We start from the raw sequence: 17787 nt of genomic DNA, 5'->3' as shown, positions 1-17787 counted from the left end.
CGAATTCCGCCGGCAGCCCTCGTGCTGCAGAGGCTGATGAACGTCGATCAAACAGGGTTCACGACCAAAAGCCTGCGGACGGTGCAAATAGCCGTGAAAGCCTGGCGTGAGGAGACAGCCGTTGAAATCATCACGCGAGATACCCATTCGACCTTCTTGTTCTAGAACTCGGCTGATGAAGTTTAGAGGGCAGATAACGTCTTGAGCAGCCGCCACCGAGGCGAGTCAGCAGCTCTGCTGCGTTAAGACCAGCGGCGGCCGCAAAGTCGTCTGGCGTAAAATCTTTACCTAACAGTTCTACAAATCCACCCGGCGCGCAAAGCGCCTCCGGAACGTCTGTTACATCTATCGTCGTGTATTCCATGGATATTGTTCCTATTACAGGGACCGAATATCCAGCAAGTCTAACGGATATCTTGTTTGCGCAGGCCCATGGAAGGCCATGCTTGAAGCCGATCCCGACGATTGCTATGCGGCTAGGTCGAACTGTCCGGAACGTCGCGCCGTAGCCAACAGCCTCCCGGCTGGCCAAATAGCGCACATCGAGTATTTTGGCTCGGAGGCTTGCAACGGCCATCAGCGGATTGGGTTGAATGCCAGCGTCGTTAAGTCCGTACAATGCTGCGCCCACTCGTACCATGTCGAAATGATAGCATTTACCTAACCAAACACCGGCCGAGGCAGCGAGGCTTCCTATTGTGGGCCCAAGCATATCGTAGATCGCCTCAAAGCGATTCCTTTGAAACGCATTAGTCGGGTCCGTAGAGCATTCGCTGCACGCGAGGTGGCTGAGTACGACCGAGGGCGGACACTGGTCGAAGATGCCTGCAGCATGCGCGCGACGCACGTCGGGAAAAGCTAGCCCGAGACGGGAGAATCCGGTTTCCACGTTCAGAAAGTATGTTTGTGTCCGCGTTGCACGAATAACCTCCAATTCAGCGCAATTGTTTACAACGGGTATGAGGCCTTCGGATCGATAGTACTGGTGAAATTTCGCAAATTCATCACAAAAAACCGCAATAGCCCTATCTACCTGGTTTGACCTCAGAAGCAAAGCTTCGTCTAAATTAGCGACGAAGAGCAGCTCGCAGCCGGCATCGATTAGCGCCCCTGCAACCTCTACAGCGCCAAGCCCGTAAGCGTCGCTTTTGACGACTGCGGCCACCTTTACGTACGGCCCAACGAGACCCCCGATGGTACGGAAATTTGCTTGGATCGCCTCAAGATTGATCTCAAATATAACATTTGCAGGCCGTACTAGTGGAAACATCTTCTGCTCTCCAGCTAACTCGTAGACTGCGATGCGGCCTTAGCGGTCACGCCACAAAATCAGAACCGCGCACAGATACATCAGAGCAAAATTGCGGTAATTGCGCACTAAGTCAATACGGCTAACGTAAAATCGCCTTTAAGAAAACTTCTTAAAAAGTTAACATTTACGTTGTTCTTTTATTTTCGGTAAATGTTAAATGACTGTGGATTGTTACTTGCGATTATTATGGCCATGTATTGTAGATGACTAGATGCATTCTTGCTGAAATGTTCTCGTGATTGGGAGTTATTGCTGATCGAGATGTTCTCGCTGTTCAAAACGACCCATTTGCAGAGATGTGTAGGAGGCGTTTTGGGGCCGGTCTTGCGAGACAACACGGACTTGCGAGATAGCACGGTCCTGAGACTTGCTGAATCCCGTGAAGAGAACAACACGTCGGATAGGCCGAGCCACGGTGCGCGTTGCGGAAGTTACGCGTAAACACTAGGTCTCGCGCTGGCATGTCTATGACTGGCGCAAGCAGCTTCGGAGCAACGGCCGGCGCTAGAGCCAGTGAACAGAGCGTCGACGAGTACGCGAGGTGCGCGGGCCGATTCGTCACGTTTTCTCGCCGAGCGTTTGTTGTCCCGCTGTCGCCAACCCCGGCTGAGATCGTCCAACCGCAGAATTTGGATTACCAGCGATCGCTATCCTTTCATCGCGGCCTGTCCGATTCATTGGTCAAGCCGCTGCTTTGCTGCACGCCTCATCTGGGCGCGCTCTGCAAACTTGGGCAATACGCGCGTCATGATTTGTGCCCAATCGAAGCCTCTCTGTCTCCGAAACAAGTGCCCTGGTACGAGATGTCAAGCGACACGAGGAATTGACCCCTTTACCGACACGAGGAACTGACCCCTTCATTGGTTTGCGGTTTCGTTGCTTTCGGATGCCGGTCGGGTTTTCTGCAGAAGGCCGGACCGGCGCTTTTCGCGGAGACGGTAGCTGTCGCCGCGGATGGTAATCACCGTGGAGTGGTGTAGCAGGCGGTCCAGGATCGCCGTGGCCACAACGGGATCGCCAAAAACGCTCCCCCATTCGCCCACGGAGCGATTGGAGGTGATCAGGATCGATCCCTTCTCGTAACGCCGCGACACAAGCTGGAAGAACAGGTGGGCGGCGTTGGCCTCGAAGGGCAAATAGCCCAGTTCGTCGATGATCAATAATTTCGGCCGTGACAAGGTCGTCAACTGCTTGTCGAGCGAGCCGTCGGCATGAGCCTTGGCCAACATCGCCACCAGTGTGGCCGCCGTGATGAACTGCACGTTGTAATTCTGGCAGATCGCCTCGCGGCCGAGGGCCACGGCCAGATGCGTCTTGCCCGTGCCGGGTGGGCCGAGGAACAAAAGCGTGTCGCCGTGCGCGATCCAGCGACAGGTCGCCAGTTCCCTGATCTGCTCCTGATCCAGTGAAGGCTGCGCCTCGTAGTCGAAGCCGTCCAGTTCGCGCACGAAAGGGAACTGGGCGATCTTGCTCGACATGGAGATGCGCCGCTCGTCGCGCCGGCGATCTCGCGTGACACAAGGAAGCTCAGGGCTTCCCGTAACGTCATCTTTGAGCGAGCAGCTTCGTCCAGCAACGTGTCGAGCTGATCGCGGATCGCCGTCAGCTTCAGTCGATCGAGCGTTGCGATGAGCATGTCATGATCCACGGTCGTCATCACCAGGCCCCTCCGACAACCGCCTCGTATTCCGCGAGCGGCCGCAGCAAGGCCGGCGCGATCTCAATGGGATCTGCGCGGACCGGCCCGTCAAAGCCGGCAACGCCAACAAAATGCGCCCGATCCACGATCCGTTGTCCTCTCCCCCGGCAAAGGGCGTGGTCTGCGACGACCTGGCCCGCATGACGGATGATCACGCGGCCGGCCAGAACGACGACCTGGACGCTCTCGCCAATCAGGCGCCAGGGGACCGAGTAGCTGTTCGTGTCGAGATCGATTGCGCAGTCGGCCTGGACCTTGCGGACCAGATCCCGCAACTGTCCGAACGGGGCACGGCCGGCCAGCGGGCGTAGCGCACGAGCTTCAGCGGCAAAGCGTTCCACCGGCGCGACACCGGTCGTGCCGTGTTCACGTTGATCGGCAACCTCGCGCGTCCACCGGTCCAGATGCGCCTCGAACGCTGCCCAGCTCTCGAACCGGCGTCCGGCGATCGCGTTCTTCTTGACGTAGCCGAGCCCGCGTTCGTCCTTTCCTTTCGTGCGTGCTCGATAGGGAGCACAGGCCCGCGGCGTGAAGCTCCAATACCGGGCGAAGGCATGTAGCCGCGCGTTGAATCTCACCTCGCGCGTCACCGCGTCATGGTGTTCGACCAGCGCCTTCGCATTGTCGATCAGGACTTCCCCTGGAACGCCCCCGAACCGCAGGAAAGCGCCTTCCATTCCTTCGAACCAGTCTGCCTGGCGCTGACGCTGCGAGGCCCGGATACATCCGACGCGAATAGCCAAGCGTTCCGACAAACACATGGATCCGCACCCGCTCGCCGCCGATCCATACCCGCGTGTCGCCGAAGTCGATCTGCATCTGATGACCCGGCGCTGTCTCGAAGCGCACCGTCGCTCGCTTCTGCGCCTTCAGTTCCCGACGCCAATGCTGCACCCGGCGTTCTACCGACCGCAGGCTTATAATGATCCCATGTTCACCCGCCAGTTCCTGGCGAATGACGTCCGCGTTGCCCTCATGCCGGAAGAAGCGTTCCCGCAACCAGTTATCGAGCCCGTCGAGCGCCGACACGCGCGGCCGGCCTCGATACGTAATGACACCACCCTCGCGAAGGTAGCGACGTACCGTATTGCGCGCGCAGCCGAATTCCTTGGCGATCCGCTTCGCGCCCCAGCCACATTGATGCAGGCGCACCATCGACATCACTTCCTCCGCCTGCAGCATCGTCTCTCCCTGCATCGTTCTCGACAATGCAGGTGTCACCGAAATCTCGATCGCCATCTATGGGTCCTCTCAAAAGAGAGGGGTCAGTTCTTTGTGCGTTAGGGGGTCAATTGTGCATGTCGCCCGACACGAGACAGCGGTGGTCTTGGTGTCGGAACTACCGGATGCCCTCGTCGGGTCTCGTCAACGAGGTTCAGAGCGTGCATCAACAGCAGCAATCCCAGGAATCGGTCAAACAAAGCGGCAGTCCGCTTCAGGTTCACCGCCGCTGCAGTGAGCTCGGTTTGGATATTTATATTGGCGAGACCCTGTCGGATCGCTCGGGCGGTTATCGGACCAACGCCGGGGATTGTTGCCCCGCCCCACGTCTTCATCCTCTCGGCACGCGTGCAATCTCGGCATCGAGCTGCTTGATCCTTTCCTCCAGCTCAGCGTATAGACCAGATGGTGAGGGCCAGGCGGGCTTCGGGCAGGTCGCACTCAGGTTTCCATCAGCTTGGCGGTGGTGAGAAGGGGCTGGGCAATGACCAGTCAATATTCTGCGAGATGGCCGCGCAAGGCGTTGATCGTCTGGGTGCGCTGCCGCACCAGCAGAGCCCGGACCCGCACTCGCCTGCTTATCCTCACTGTTCACGGCGACAAAGCGCATGGTCGGCCGCTGCGCGGCCTCGCAGATAGCCTCGGCATCGGCGGCCTACGAAAGGCTTCAAATAGGATGGCGGCATCAGACGAACGGAGTGCCCGAGCTTGTCGATCTCGCGCGCCCAGTGATGCGCCCAGCACAGGCCTCCATGGCGACCAAGCAGGCCGGCTGCCCAGCGAGAAACGCAAGCACCTTGTCGCGTCGCAGTTGCTTACGGATAACTATGGCGCCCGCCGCATCCGCTCCATGCGCCTGAATCACATTCTTCACTAGGTCCAACCCGGTGTTAACTTCATTGTGGACGCTCCCTCTCTTAAGGGCTGTCAAACACCACCATTCTGGCACATCGATGCCGTCGAGGGGCGTCAAGCCCATCACTATCTGCCGCGGACGGTCAGCACGCGTTGGCCATGTCGACGTCATCTGCAAGCCTGGATCATTCTTGATTCTAGAAACGGCGTTGCGCCGGCCGCCGAATTCGCCGCAGGCTGCTGAGCAAACACCTGCTAGACCCCGAAGCGGACACGCCGTTCGAACCTGGTCATCGGCAACCGATATTGCATGCCTGCCTTCTTATTAAACGAAGGCGTTCAGAGTTCTTGGCGGTCAGAACGCTATGCAGGGAAACGGAAGGGAGGAGAGTTCACGGATCCCGACCATCTACCGGACGGGGTTGTACGACTCGGGACGCGTTACGAGAATTGGGCCGCATACTCTTCATCGAGCGACGTGGCCTTCTTTCGCAGTAAGCGCACAGTCTCCCGTGACCCGCCGAGGCCAGCCATCTGAAGACGCGACGGCACGGGTCGAGACATTATATTGGCGAATCGAAGACAGGTTGGTGCATACTGCAGAGCGAAGAAACGTAAACTCGGCGCCAAGTCGCTGAATACTCACACTAGGCTGAACAATGAGCAACCCGCCACATCTTACGTTTGACCCCGACAAGCCCGGCACGAGCAAAGGGCATCTTGTTGTTCCAAAAGGCGCCGACTGCGAAGCTCTTTCGCTTCCGGTTTTCAGCCTGAACAAAGGTGATGGACCTCGTCTCCTTATCACTGGTGGATGTCACGGCAATGAATTGGAGGGGCCACTTGTTGCGCAACGGCTTATTGCATGGCTGCCCGAAGCGCAAATCTGTGGGAGGATTATCATCGTTCCCGTTCTCAATCCGCCGGCCGTGCAGGCTTTCAGTCGCAATACGCCGATCGATGGATTGAACCTCAACCGAGTGTTTCCGGGCCGTGCCGAGGGGTCGCTAACCGAACGAATCGCGGATGCCGTTTCCCGCCTGTTGTTGCCGATGGCCGACACCGTATTTGATCTGCACAGCTTCGGACCAATCTGGGACTTTCCACCATCGACGACGACGCATCCCATTGCAGATCCCGCTCTCATGATCAAGACAATCAGAATGGCAGAGGCGTTCAAATTACCTATGACGTTGGTCTGGGATCATCCAGATACGCCCGGAATGTTTGATATCTCGGCCCACAACCAAGGTAAGGTATTCGTCTGTGTTGAACTGGGCGGCGGCATTATCGGCGATGAAGCTCTCGCGATCTACGACGCTGGAGTACGCAACGCACTCATCTCGCTGGGAGTCGTCGAGGGAAAAGCCGAGTATCCGACCTTCCGTCGACGGAGGTCCGGCCAGACACTTCATACGCGGCGCCCAGCCGATGAACTGAAATCGCCTCTGCCGGGTATCTTCGAACCTCGTTGCTCGATGTTGGGCGAAGTGAAGCAGGGAGATCTCATTGGCATCCTGCATCCGATGGACTCTTCGTCGGCAAATTCCAGTGATATCCGGTCGCCTGGCCCTTCCATCGTCTGCGGTGTTCGATCCGGGGGCTATGTCGAAGTCGGCGAATGGTTAGCGCTCTTGGCGCGACCGCTGAATCGTTGAAATCAAGTTCGCCGAAATCGTGCCTTCTGGTAACCGCTGTTCTCAGGCCACGGCTTTGAGCGGCATGGGTCTGTAGGCCCAAGGCAGCAGATCTGGCTTAGTGGATGGCCGGCGACGATCCGGGCGATCACGTCAGCGAGGTAGGTGTGAGGCTCGACGCCGTTTAGCTTGCATGTTTATGCCGACCGGCGAACTATGCCGAGTGAGCAAGTTTTTACCAACACTTTCCTCAACATAGCGGTAGCTGGATCGGCATAGCTTAGGCTCTCTCCGTCGCAATTGACGCGAAGGAGAGGACACATGAACGCAAGTGACTATCTGCAACGCAGCACGCTCTATCGGAAGCTGATCCACGGGCCATATGGCGAGTTTGCACGCGTTTATGCGGGCAGATTGTCGGACGAAGGCTTCGGTCGGCAATGCACCTGGCGATCGCTAAGCCGATTTCGTGAGCTGAGAGACTGGCATGTCGGTAACGGGCACGATCTCCGGGATTTGAGCGAAGTTCATGTCGAGCGGTTTCTGGAGCACCGTTCCAAACACTGGAGCATCGATTCGGGCGACCGATCGGCGCTTCGGCGCTTGCTTGCCGCGTTACGGCAAGACGGTTTGATACCAACCGCCCTTCCGATTGAGCGCACGGAGTACGAGCAGATTGTTGATGTGTTCGCGGCTTACCTCACGAATGAGAAAGGGCTCGCCGACTCGACGGTGGAAGGCCACAAGCTGCTCTCACGCCGATTTCTGCAGGAGGTCTGTCCGGCTGGCGCAGATGGGTTTGCGGCGCTCACCCCGGAGATCGTCATCGGTTATGTCGAGCGACATGCTCTCGATGGCTCCGCCGACAGCGGCAAGGCGATGTGCGGGGTGGTGCGCGCCTTCCTGCGCTATTTGCATCTGAAGGGCTTCATTTCGGTGGCCTTGGCCGATTGTGTGCCGTCGATCCGTCGCTGGCGGCTTGCTGGCCTACCAACCTTCCTGTCACCACAGAAGGTTCAGGTGGTTCTCGATCGCCTGCGATCGGACCACGGCAATGGGGCTTCGCGACTATGCGGTTTTGATGGCGCTGGCCAAGCTGGGCTTGCGCGCCAGCGAGGTTGCCGCGCTCAGTCTTGATGATATCGATTGGCAGTCGGGCAGTGTCCTCGTCCATGGCAAGGGACGGCGGCAAGCGATGATGCCGCTACGCCACGACGTCGGTGCGGCTATCGTCGCCTACATCCGGCATGGGCGACCGGCTTCACCGTGTCGCCGGTTATTTCTACGAATGCTTGCTCCGCACGTCGGCTTTGCCTCAGGCTGTGCCATCATGATGATCGCGAAGGAGGCCCTCGAGCGGGCGGGTATTCACGGCTATGCGCACCACGGCGCGCACCTCTTCCGCCACAGCCTTGCGACCGACCTGCTGCGGTCGGGGGCCAGCTTTGCCGAGATCGGCCAGTTGCTTCGTCACCGGAGCATCGACAGCACAGGAATCTATGCCAAGCTCGACATCGAGAAGCTGCGCGAACTGAGCCTGCCCTGGCCGGGAGGTATCCAATGAGCCGGCTTCGAACAGCGCTCGAGCGCTATGTGGGCATGCGCCAGGGATTGGGATACAAGTATCATGGCCCCGCTCGACGGTTGTCGGATTTCGTCACCTTCATGGAGGCTCGCGGCGCCGAGACCATCACCACGGGCTGGCAATGAAGTGGGTGACGTTGATCGGCCGACAACCGAGTTGGTCCATCCGCCTGACCGATGTGCGCTGCTTCGCTCAGCACCTCGCTCATTTCGATCCCCTGACGGAAGTGCCACCTCAAGACGCTGTGTCGCCGGCGCGGCGGGCCAAGCCCTACATCTATACCGATGCTGAGATCACGGCGCTTTTGGCGGCGGCACTGTCGCTGCCGCCGGCCAACGCCCTGCGTCGCTGGACATATCATTGTCTGTTCGGATTGATAGCGGTCGCCGGGCTACGCCATTTCGAAGCGCTCGACCTGCGCCGGGACGACGTCGATCTGGACCAAGGTATCCTCACCATTCGAGAGACGAAGTTCGGCAAGTCGCGGCTGGTCCCGCTCCATGCCACGACGGTCGCCGTGCTGTCGGACTATGCCGCGCGACGCGACGCGCATCTCGTCGCGCCTTGTAGCCCCTATTTCTTTGTCGCCGAGCAGGACGGCAGATTGCTGCACCAATACGTGCACCGGGTGTTCTGGCAGCTGTCGCGTAGATCGGCCTGCGGCAGCGGGGGCAGCGCAATGGTCCGCGGGTTCACGATCTTCGTCACCATTTCGCCGTCCAGGCCCTGACCAACTGGTATCGCGCGGGCGAAGATGTCGAGCGGGAACTGCCGGTCCTCTCGACCTTTCTCGGCCACGCCAATGTTCGCGACACCTACTGGTATCTATCCGCCGCGCCGGAGCTAATGACCCATGCCGCGCGACTGCTGGATAAGCGGTGGGAGGCTCGCTCATGAGTGCCCCGAATGATCTGGCCGTGCTGATCGAGCGGTGGTTCACCGATCGGCTCATGCGACATCAAGGCGTAAGCTCCAACACCATCGCCTCCTATCGCGACACCTTCCGGCTCCTGTTTGCATTCGCGCAGACACGCCTTGGCAGGTCTCCGTCACAGTTGACACTGCGGGATTTGGACGCGCCTTTCATCGGCGCATTCCTGGAAGACCTCGAGACACTGCGATCCGCCTCAGTAAGGACCAGTAATCTCCGCCTCACGGCCATTCGGTCTTTCTTCAGATATGCATCGTTCGAGGAGCCGGCCCATAGCGCCCAGATTCAACGCGTGCTCGCGATCACGAGCAAGCGATGCGACAAGCGACAGCTTCAGTTTCTCACCAGCCCGAGATTGAAGCGATCCTGGCCTGTCCGGATCGCAGCACATGGCTGGGACGGCGTGATTACACTCTGCTGTTGCTGGCCGCGCAAACGGGGTTGCGGGTCTCGGAGATCATCGATCTCGACCGGGACTCGGTGATGCTGGGGCACGGTGCCCACGTGCGACGCCTTGGCAAGGGCCGCAAGGAGCGAAGTACGCCGCTCACCAAGGTTGCACAGCAAGCCCTTCGGGGCTGGCTCAACGAGCCCAGGAAGCGGGGCGCAACGGCTCTCTTTCCGAACACGCACGGCGGCAAAACTGAGCGCCGACGGCGTGCAGGCGCTGCTGAACAAATATGTCGCCAAGGCTCGCGAACACTGCGTCACCCTCCGCTCGAAGCGGGTGTCGCCCCATGTTTTGAGGCACAGCGCTGCCATGCAGCTGCTGCAGGCGGGCATCGATTGTTCGGTCATCGCCTTATGGCTGGGCCATGAGGCGATGGAAACGACGCTGACCTATATTCACGCATATCTTGAGCTGAAGGAATCCGCACTTGCCAAGCTGAAGCCATACGAACGCGCAAAGGCGGAACGATTTCGGCCAAACGACCAGCTTCTTGAGCTCCTGAACGCCCTTTGAGCATGAGAACTATGCCGAGTGTCAACGACGGGTTCTTGGTCGAAACGGCGGGCAAAGCGCATCATACCGCCATGATCGGACGAGGCGCTCGGCATAGTTCGCCGGTCGGCATAAACCTGCTTATGCCGCGCGCGGCATAAGCAGGTTTCGATCAGCGAAGCGATCGTTGCCCAGTGCTCGGCGCCGCCGTCCGAGCCGGCGAAGAGCGCATGGCGCGCTCGACGACGTTGGAGTCGATCTCGATCGTACCGTTGTCGAGGAATCGTGTCAGATCTTGCCAGCGCGAGAGCGCATAGCGGATAGCTTCCGCCAGCCTTGGTCCTCTGGCTGATAAGAGTGAGTTGCTGCCTAAGCCACGGCTCAAGGGCATTGATGACGGGACGGCTTCTCTCCTGCCGGACCGCGCGGCGTTCGTCGGCGGAACGACCGCGGATATCGCTCTCAACGTGGTAGAGTTGGGCGATGCGGGCGAGCGCCTCCGTCGCGATCGGCGCGGGGCCGGACTGCGCGAGCTCATAGAAGCGGCGACGCACATGCGACCAGCAAAAGGCCAAGCTCACGGCGTTGCGTTCGGCCAATGCCTTGTAACCCGCGATCCGTCGACCTGCAGGGTTCCGACAAAGCTCTGAAGATGCCGGATCGGCTGTTCGGCCTTGCGGTCCGGAGCGTAGAGATAGGCGACGCCGGGTAGGTCCATTCCGCCCCAAGCTCGGTCGCAGTGGTCTCGTCCGCCAAGAGCTTGTCTGAAGCCTTCAGCCGCTCGAACAGCCGCTCATGCACAGGGCGAAGCAGGAAGCTGCCTTGCCCGGGGAAGGTGGTCGGCATACTTCGACACCAGAACATGAGCCACCGTGGCCTCTGTAGGAATGCCGCCTTCGACAAGACGTGCCGGCGTAAGAAGCCGTACCCGCTCCGCAGTCGCGGAGCGACAAGGAGAGTGTGTGCCGACAGCGTGACTTGATCGCGTCTGTGGCGCTGGTGATGTGTCCACAACAAGCTCCGACTGCGTCAGCATGGGGGTAGCTGCTTGCAGCCCCCTCCATCGGACAAAGGAGCTTGTGATGACCCAACTTCGCCAGCGCATGAGCGAGGACATGCAGGTGCGCAACTTCGCGCTCAACACCCAGCTGTCGTATCTCCAACAGGTGTCGCTGTTCGCCCGCCATTTCGGCAAGTCGCCGGACTTGCTCGGGCGCGAGGACATTCGGACCTATCAGGTTTATCTGACCAACGAGAAGAAGCTGTCGCCCGGTTCGATCCACCCAGCAATTGCGGCGCTGCGCTTTCTATACAGTGTGACGCTCGAGAGGGACTGGGCGCCTGAAGAGGTCCTGCCGCTTCCCAAGAAGCCGCAGAAGCTGCCGATCATCCTCAGTGCCGAGGAAGTTCAGCGGTTCCTCGGCTGCGTCCTCGACGTCAAACACCACGCATCCTGACCACTTGCTATGCCGCCGGCTTGCGCATCTCGGAAGCGGTTCAGCTAAAGCCCACGGGCATCGACAGCCAGAGAATGGTCATCCGCGTCGAGCAGGGCAAAGGCCAGAAGGACCGCTACGTGATGCTGTCGCCCAAGCTGCTGGAGATCCTGCGTGACTATTGGAAGCTGCGGCGGCCAAAGGCGTGGCTCTTCCCCGGCGATCGTGCCGGCCAGCCGATCACCAGGGGTGCGGTGGGACAGGCCTGCGCGAAAGCGTGCGACCTCTCCGGCTTGTCCAAACCGGTCACGCCGCACAGTTTGCGGCACGCCTTCGCCGTCCATCTGTTGGAGGCCGGCGCCGACGTGCGCACCATTCAACTGCTGCTCGGTCACCGCAGCCTCGCGACCACCGCCCATTACCTGCGGATTGCCACCAACAAGGTCTGCGCCACATCGAGCCCCTTCGAGCTCTTACCGCGTCCGGCGCCCACCGTGCCGCCGGCCGCCCAGCCTCAGTACTTCTGAGCTCGCGCCGATGGACCGCTCGGGGCCGGAAGTGGCGGATATCTTCCGCCGCTAAGCGAAGCCTATCGCGAGCAGCATGACGCGTCGCTGTCGACCGCCCAGCGCCGCGTCATGACGGCGATCGAACTGTGCCGGACCGCCGCGCTCGGCGGGCATGTCGAAGCATGCGATCAATGCGGCCACCGGCGCATCGCCTTCAACAGCTGCCGCGACAGGCATTGCCCCGCTGCCAATCGCTGGCTCGCGCAAATGGCTGGAGGACCGTCGCGCCGAGCTCCTCGACACGCAATACTTTTACGTCGTCTTCACGCTGCCCGGCGACATTGCCGCCATCGCCTATCACAACAAGGCGCTCGTCTACGGCCTGCTCTTCCGTGCCGCCGCCGAGACCCTGCGCACCATCGCCGCCGATTCCAAGCACCTGGGCGCCGAGATCGGCTTCTTCGCCGTGCTGCACAGCTGGGGCCAGAACCTGCTTCATCATCCGCATCTGCACTGCGTCGTCGCCGGCGGCGGCCTGTCTGCCGACGGTCGTCGGTGGATCGCCTGCAAGCCCGGCTTCTTCTTGCCGGTCCGGGTGCTCTCACGCCTGTTCCGACGATTGTTTCTGGAGCACCTGGAGAAAGCCTTCGACGCCGGGCAGTTGCAGTTTTTCTCTGGCCTGCAGCACCTGAGCGAGCGCGACGCCTTCCGGCGCTATTTGGCGCCGCTACGAAAGGCTGAGTGGGTCGTCTTTGCCAAACCGCCCTTCGCCGGACCTGCCCAGGTGCTCGACTATGTCGGCCGCTATACGCACCGCGTCGCCACCTCCAACAACCGTCTCGTCGACATCGAGGACAACGCTGTTCGTTTCCGCTGGAAGGACTATCGGCACGGCAATCGGCAAAAGGTCATGACCGTCGCGTCCGACGAGTTCATTCGCCGCTTCTTGGTGCACGTCCTGCCCGAGGGCTTCCATCGCATCCGCTACTACGGCTTTCTCGGCAATCGCTACCGCGCGCAAAAGCTCGCCCACTGCCGCGACCTGCTCGGCATGCCGGTTCCAGAGCCGTCGGATGGCTCATCCGAAAGGGATTACCGCGAGCGCTATGAGGATCTCACCGGTCATTCCCTCAGGCAATGCCCCGCCTATCGTCAAGGCCAGATGATCATCGTCGGTATCTTCGACGGCGCCACTGGACCCCCGCCATACTGGGACACCTCATGAAAGAACCGCTCCGCTTTCGCAATCACCGCATCGCACGAGCCGTTCGGCCGGAAACCGAGTCGGTCCCGCGAAGCTGCGCGCCGTCACCCCCGGCTGCCTTTGCCGGGCAAGGCGCGACGCCGGTCCTCACTTTGCCGAACCCATATCCGTGCCGCTTTCGGCGCACAACGCGACCCCTTGCGATAGCCGCGCCACGACCGCATCCGCGCGCACGCCACGCCTGTTCATAGGCATGGCCTCAATTGAACGCCCATAGCCGCCACCCGTGCCGGCGGCTTAGTCCAACACGTTTTTAGCTCACCGTCGCGATCCACCTCAGCGCGCTTTCGCCACCCGCCTTTCTGCGCGACGCCAAGCTAAAAAACGCTCTGCATTATGTGGCGCGCCACATAACCGTTCTCCGGCGCGGTCTACGTCTTCCGGGCGAAGCGCGCCGACCGGATCAAGCTCGTCTACTTCGACGGCACCGGCGTGTGCCTGCTGGCTGTCCAGCAGGTCGCCAATCACCTTGAATCCTAATTCAGCCGTTGCAACAAAGCCGTCAGCATTCACTTCGCCAGCACGCTGACAAGTGCTGCGGCCCGACTTCGATAGCCGGCGGCTCCTCTTCCCGGCAGCGGTCGAATGCCAGCGGGCAGCGAGGATGGAACCTGCAGCCCCTCGGCACGCGGGCGGCGCTTGGAACCTCCCCTTGCAGGGCCGGCAGCTTGCCGCGATCTGCGTTGCCGCCAATCTGCGGCGTCGCGTTGCGCAAGGCGACGGTATACGGATGGCGGGGGTTGAATGTGATCTCGTCGGCGCTGCCGATCTCGACCAATTTTCCAAGATACAAGACTGCTATCCGGTCGGCGATCGACCAGGCGAGCGGAAGATCGTGGGTGATGAATAGCAGCGCCATATTGTGCTTGTCGCGCAGGTCAACCAGGACCTGAAGAATCTGCGCGCGTATCGAGACATCAAGCATCGAGACAGGTTCATCAGCAACGATGAGCTCCGGCCTGACGGCAAGCGCTCCAGCAATCACGACCCGCTGGCGCTGCCCGCCAGACAGTTCGTGCGGGAAGCGGGCGAAGAAATCACCGGGAGGGTTGAGGCCGGCCGCTGCAAGCGCTTCACTCACCCGGTCGGCGAGTTGACTGGCGTTGTCGACCAGTCGCAGTGACCGCAATGGCTCCGCCACGACATCGAACACGGTGTGCCGCGGGTTAAGCGCCTGATAAGCGTCCTGGAAGATCATCTGCACGCGATGCCGGTAAGGACGCAGGGCTGAAGAGCCACGCACCGAGGTCATATCCTCGCCCTCGAACAACAACCTGCCGCCTGTTGGCTGGGCAAGCTTGGTAATGACGCGGCCTACCGTCGTCTTACCGCTTCCCGATTCTCCGACTAAGGCGACGATCTCACCCCGTCCGATGTTGAGGTCAATCCCATCCACCGCGCGTACGGCGCCCGCAGGTCGGCCCAGGACACGGTCGAACAGCCCGCCCTGGATAGGAAAATGGACCTGCATGCTCTCAAGACGCAGTATATCGGCGGTGTCAGGCATGGACTGCAACCTTGTCTTCTTGCGAGGACCGGTGAAGGTGACAGGCCACACGTCCCTGTCCGCACTCATCGAAACTAGGGACTTCGGTCACGCAAACCGCCATGGCCGACGGGCAACGCGGATGGAAGGCGCAGCCCGATGGCCGATTCATCAAGTTGGGGGGATCGCCGGGTATTGGCCGAATAATCCGTTTGCCGCTCGCCGGGTTCGGGATCGAGTCGATCAGCAGTCTGGTGTAGGGGTGCTTGGGCTGGGCGAAGATATCGGCGACAGTGCCGTCCTCGACGATGCGACCCGCGTACATGATCATCACGCGGTCACAAGCCTCAGCCACCACGGAAAGATCGTGGGTGATCAAAATGAGGGCAAGGTTAAGTCGCGATCGCAACTCACCCAGCAGCTTCAGGATCTGAGCTTGAGTGATGACGTCGAGCGCCGTGGTCGGCTCATCGCCAATGACGATCGAGGGGCGACATGCCAGCGCCATGGCAATCATCACCCTTTGACGCATACCCCCCGACAATTCGTGCGGATAGGCGCTTCCGCGATCCGCCGGAATGCCGACAAGCTCGAGCAGTTCTCTTGCCCGCGCGGTCGCCTCGCCACGCGACATGCCGAGCTTCAGCATGCATGGCTCGGCTATTTGTTTGAGGATGCGGTGAACAGGATTAAGCGCATTCATCGCGCCCTGGAAGACAACGGACGTTTCACTCCAACGATGTGGCCGCATCGCCGCATCGTCATCGATCGGCAGTCGCTTCCCGCGATATCGTACCTCGCCCTCGTTGACCCGCGCGTTGGGTGAAAGCAGACTCGCGATCGCCATTGCAGTCGTAGTCTTCCCGCTGCCCGATTCACCGACGAGGCCAACCGCCTCTCCGGCCCGCAGCGCGAAGCTCACGCGGTCGATCGCACGCGATGAAACGCCCTTGAGCCCATAATCGACAGAGAGCCTGTCGACCTCCAGAAGCGGTACGTTGTCCTGGGACGAGTTTGTCATGGGATCACCCTGCGCCGTGGGTTAAAGGTGTCGTCGAGGGCATTGCCGATCAGGACGAAGCTAAGCGAAACCGTAAGGACGCATACTCCTGGGGCACCAAGGTCCCACCAGGCTCCGGCGCTAGCGGCTCCAGCGCGTTGAGCGAGCGCAAGCAAAGTGCCCCATGAAGGCTGCAACGGATCGCCTAGCCCGAGGAACGAGAGCGATGTCTCGACATAGATTGCGCCGGCGACGACCAGCGCGCCGTTGGCCGCGATTTGCGGCAGCAGGTTGGGCAGGATGTGCTTTACCATGATGACGATATTGCTGCTGCCCACAACCCGCGCGCGATCAACGAATGTTCGCTCCTTAAGCGACAGCGTTTGGCTGCGAACGATCCGTGCAACAAAAGCCCAGCTCGTCATTCCGATAACGACAATGATCACGAAAAGAGAAGGACGAAAGCCTAGGATGTCTCCCCCGCGCCCCATCACCTCGAGCACCACGGGTGTGATGACCAGTGCCAGCACGAAGGACGGCATGACCAAAAAGAAATCCGTCAGGCGCATCAGCCATACGTCAACCCTGCCACCGTAGTAGCCAGCGGTGATACCAACCGAAGTGCCGACGACGAGGCTGATGACGGTCGCCAGCAGCGCGATCGTGAGCGAGATCCGGGCACCATGGACGACCAGATTGAGCACGTCCCGCCCCACCTCGTCCGTCCCCAGCAGATGCTCGCCTGATGGGGGAACGAGGAAATCGCCCGTTGCGTTGATTGCAGTTTGGAGCGGTCCCACAAGGGTATTTGGGGCGGCAGCCAGCACAAGAAAGAAGACCAGACATACGAGGCCCGCCTGAGCACCGCCGTGGCCAAGAAATTGACACAGAAAGCTTTTTATCGCTCGCGTCCGGCCTCGCGGGGAATATCGAACTGTACTTTCGCTCATTGGCGGACTCGCGGGTCAAGAAGGCCATAGGCGAGATCGGCTACGAGGTTTGCAACAACGATCGACGCACCAAGCAACAGGAATATGCCTTGAAGGACAGGGTAGTCGCGTGCATTCAGCGCTTCCACGGTCAGCCCTCCGATGCCCGGCCAGGCGAATACGGCTTCGACGGTGATGGCACCGGCGACCACGTAGCCAAGATTAAGGGCAATCAGGGTTACGGCCGGCAGCATTGCATTGCGAAATGCATGACGCATTAGCATCTGACCGTTGGTCAGCCCCTTGGCCCGCGCGGTTACCATGTAGTCCTCGGTGACAACGTCACTCATCGCGGCACGTGCGACTACAACGTACTGGCCGATCAGCCCAAGCGCCACCGCAGCGACCGGCAGCGCGAGATGCCGCAAGTAATCGAGCAACCAATCAAGGGAACCGCTGACAGCGCCAGGCGAATGTGCACCATAGCCCGGCAACCAACCCAATGCCGTGCTGAAGATCACAACCAGGAGCATGCCCAGCCAGAACGCCGGCGTAGAATAGAGCGCCAGTGAAGTGCCGGTGGTGATATGGTCGATGGCTCCTCCTCTGCGCCAACCCGCATAAAGGCCAAGCATGACACCGCATAGGATGGCGATGACCTGGGCTAGACCGACTAGGGCGACGGTGGCTGGCAAGCGCTCCAAAATCAGGTCAGCGACACGCCTACCCCTGAACTTAAAGCTGTAGCCCAGATCACCTTGCATAGTTGCCGACAAGTAGTCGACCACCTGATCAGGGAACATCGGCCGGTCAAGGCCCCAGCTTTGGCGCTGTGCCTCAATCTGCTCAGGGGTCACGCTGATGCGTGCCCCACCAAGCAGAAGCGACGAAGGATCGCCCGGGATGACTCTGAATAGGATAAAATTCAGAATCGCCACCATCAGAAGTGTCATGGCCGCCCTTATCAGGATAAGCCCGAG

General features: G+C 60.3%; 9 protein-coding genes and 9 pseudogenes. 7 read left to right on the top strand and 11 right to left on the bottom strand.

All coding sequences use genetic code 11. The features are described from left to right. Positions 1-130 precede the first annotated feature (130 nt). From alr to EN824_RS36035, 4 genes and pseudogenes are all read right to left on the bottom strand, one after another. Positions 131-1270 carry an alanine racemase gene (alr, locus tag EN824_RS18930; protein ID WP_128314881.1) on the bottom strand — a complete coding sequence of 380 codons (1140 nt, stop codon included), beginning with the start codon at positions 1268-1270 and terminating at the stop codon, positions 131-133. 899 nt (positions 1271-2169) lie between these two features. After that, a pseudogene (istB, locus tag EN824_RS18925) lies at positions 2170-2969 on the bottom strand (IS21-like element helper ATPase IstB). Continuing rightward, positions 2969-4250: pseudogene (istA, locus tag EN824_RS18920) on the bottom strand (IS21 family transposase). The pseudogenes istB and istA overlap by 1 nt, the downstream one beginning before the upstream one ends. A gap of 477 nt (positions 4251-4727) precedes the next feature. After that, a pseudogene (locus EN824_RS36035) lies at positions 4728-5115 on the bottom strand (IS110 family transposase); the annotation flags it as partial. A 631-nt stretch (positions 5116-5746) separates the two neighbouring features. On the opposite strand from EN824_RS36035, the gene EN824_RS18905 reads away from it, so the two are divergent. Then, positions 5747-6745: a succinylglutamate desuccinylase/aspartoacylase family protein gene (locus EN824_RS18905; RefSeq protein ID WP_128314879.1), complete on the top strand. Its 999-nt coding sequence runs from the start codon at positions 5747-5749 to the stop codon at positions 6743-6745. A 42-nt stretch (positions 6746-6787) separates the two neighbouring features. Here EN824_RS18905 and EN824_RS18900 read toward each other — a convergent pair. Then, a pseudogene (locus tag EN824_RS18900) lies at positions 6788-6921 on the bottom strand (transposase domain-containing protein); the annotation flags it as partial. 124 nt (positions 6922-7045) lie between these two features. On the opposite strand from EN824_RS18900, the gene EN824_RS18895 reads away from it, so the two are divergent. From EN824_RS18895 to EN824_RS18885, 4 genes and pseudogenes are all read left to right on the top strand, one after another. Then, positions 7046-7861, top strand: coding sequence for a hypothetical protein (locus EN824_RS18895; protein WP_245501511.1), 816 nt, complete (start codon positions 7046-7048; stop codon positions 7859-7861). Next, entirely contained in the window at positions 7806-8288 is a 483-nt protein-coding gene (locus EN824_RS36030) for a tyrosine-type recombinase/integrase (RefSeq protein WP_245501510.1), read from the top strand. The genes EN824_RS18895 and EN824_RS36030 overlap by 56 nt, the downstream gene beginning before the upstream one ends. Continuing rightward, positions 8285-9206 (top strand): annotated as a pseudogene (locus tag EN824_RS18890) (tyrosine-type recombinase/integrase). Before EN824_RS36030 ends, EN824_RS18890 begins: the two are co-directional and overlap by 4 nt. Beyond that, positions 9203-10204 (top strand): annotated as a pseudogene (locus tag EN824_RS18885) (tyrosine-type recombinase/integrase). The pseudogenes EN824_RS18890 and EN824_RS18885 overlap by 4 nt, the downstream one beginning before the upstream one ends. A 140-nt stretch (positions 10205-10344) precedes the next feature. Here the strand turns inward: EN824_RS18885 and EN824_RS18880 are convergent. After that, a pseudogene (locus EN824_RS18880) lies at positions 10345-11096 on the bottom strand (IS66 family transposase); the annotation flags it as partial. A 169-nt stretch (positions 11097-11265) separates the two neighbouring features. Here EN824_RS18880 and EN824_RS36560 point away from each other — a divergent pair. Beyond that, positions 11266-12146 (top strand): annotated as a pseudogene (locus EN824_RS36560) (tyrosine-type recombinase/integrase). A gap of 10 nt (positions 12147-12156) precedes the next feature. After that, positions 12157-13353, top strand: a pseudogene (locus tag EN824_RS18870) (IS91 family transposase). Between the two features lie 315 nt (positions 13354-13668). Here EN824_RS18870 and EN824_RS36015 read toward each other — a convergent pair. From EN824_RS36015 to EN824_RS18845, 5 genes are read right to left on the bottom strand one after another with little or no spacing between them, the layout of a single operon-like run. Continuing rightward, on the bottom strand, positions 13669-13905 hold the full coding sequence (locus EN824_RS36015) for a hypothetical protein (protein WP_245501483.1): 237 nt from the start codon (positions 13903-13905) through the stop codon (positions 13669-13671). Then, a complete protein-coding gene (locus tag EN824_RS18860) occupies positions 13895-14899 on the bottom strand; it encodes an ABC transporter ATP-binding protein (RefSeq protein ID WP_128314743.1) in 1005 nt (334 codons plus the stop codon). Before EN824_RS18860 ends, EN824_RS36015 begins: the two co-directional genes overlap by 11 nt. Then, positions 14892-15899: an ABC transporter ATP-binding protein gene (locus EN824_RS18855; RefSeq protein WP_128314744.1), complete on the bottom strand. Its 1008-nt coding sequence runs from the start codon at positions 15897-15899 to the stop codon at positions 14892-14894. Before EN824_RS18855 ends, EN824_RS18860 begins: the two co-directional genes overlap by 8 nt. Then, a complete protein-coding gene (locus tag EN824_RS18850; RefSeq protein WP_135932614.1) occupies positions 15896-16828 on the bottom strand; it encodes an ABC transporter permease in 933 nt (310 codons plus the stop codon). Before EN824_RS18850 ends, EN824_RS18855 begins: the two co-directional genes overlap by 4 nt. Then, positions 16825-17760, bottom strand: a complete 936-nt coding sequence (locus EN824_RS18845; protein WP_135932613.1) for an ABC transporter permease — start codon at positions 17758-17760, stop codon at positions 16825-16827. The genes EN824_RS18850 and EN824_RS18845 overlap by 4 nt, the downstream gene beginning before the upstream one ends. Between the last annotated feature and the right edge of the window lie 27 nt (positions 17761-17787).

The organism is Mesorhizobium sp. M8A.F.Ca.ET.181.01.1.1, from assembly GCF_004792025.1.
Classification (GTDB): domain Bacteria; phylum Pseudomonadota; class Alphaproteobacteria; order Rhizobiales; family Rhizobiaceae; genus Mesorhizobium.
This window is presented reverse-complemented; position numbering and strand designations above follow the sequence as displayed.

What these genes read in the sequence shown, in the direction of transcription:
- EN824_RS18850 (WP_135932614.1), bottom strand. Translation starts at nt 16,828, where the DNA reads ATGAGCGAAAGTACAGTTCGATATTCCCCGCGAGGCCGGACGCGAGCG.
- EN824_RS36030 (WP_245501510.1), top strand. Translation starts at nt 7,806, where the DNA reads ATGGCGCTGGCCAAGCTGGGCTTGCGCGCCAGCGAGGTTGCCGCGCTC.
- EN824_RS18855 (WP_128314744.1), bottom strand. Translation starts at nt 15,899, where the DNA reads ATGACAAACTCGTCCCAGGACAACGTACCGCTTCTGGAGGTCGACAGG.
- EN824_RS18895 (WP_245501511.1), top strand. Translation starts at nt 7,046, where the DNA reads ATGAACGCAAGTGACTATCTGCAACGCAGCACGCTCTATCGGAAGCTG.
- alr (WP_128314881.1), bottom strand. Translation starts at nt 1,270, where the DNA reads ATGTTTCCACTAGTACGGCCTGCAAATGTTATATTTGAGATCAATCTT.
- EN824_RS18860 (WP_128314743.1), bottom strand. Translation starts at nt 14,899, where the DNA reads ATGCCTGACACCGCCGATATACTGCGTCTTGAGAGCATGCAGGTCCAT.
- EN824_RS18905 (WP_128314879.1), top strand. Translation starts at nt 5,747, where the DNA reads ATGAGCAACCCGCCACATCTTACGTTTGACCCCGACAAGCCCGGCACG.
- EN824_RS18845 (WP_135932613.1), bottom strand. Translation starts at nt 17,760, where the DNA reads ATGACACTTCTGATGGTGGCGATTCTGAATTTTATCCTATTCAGAGTC.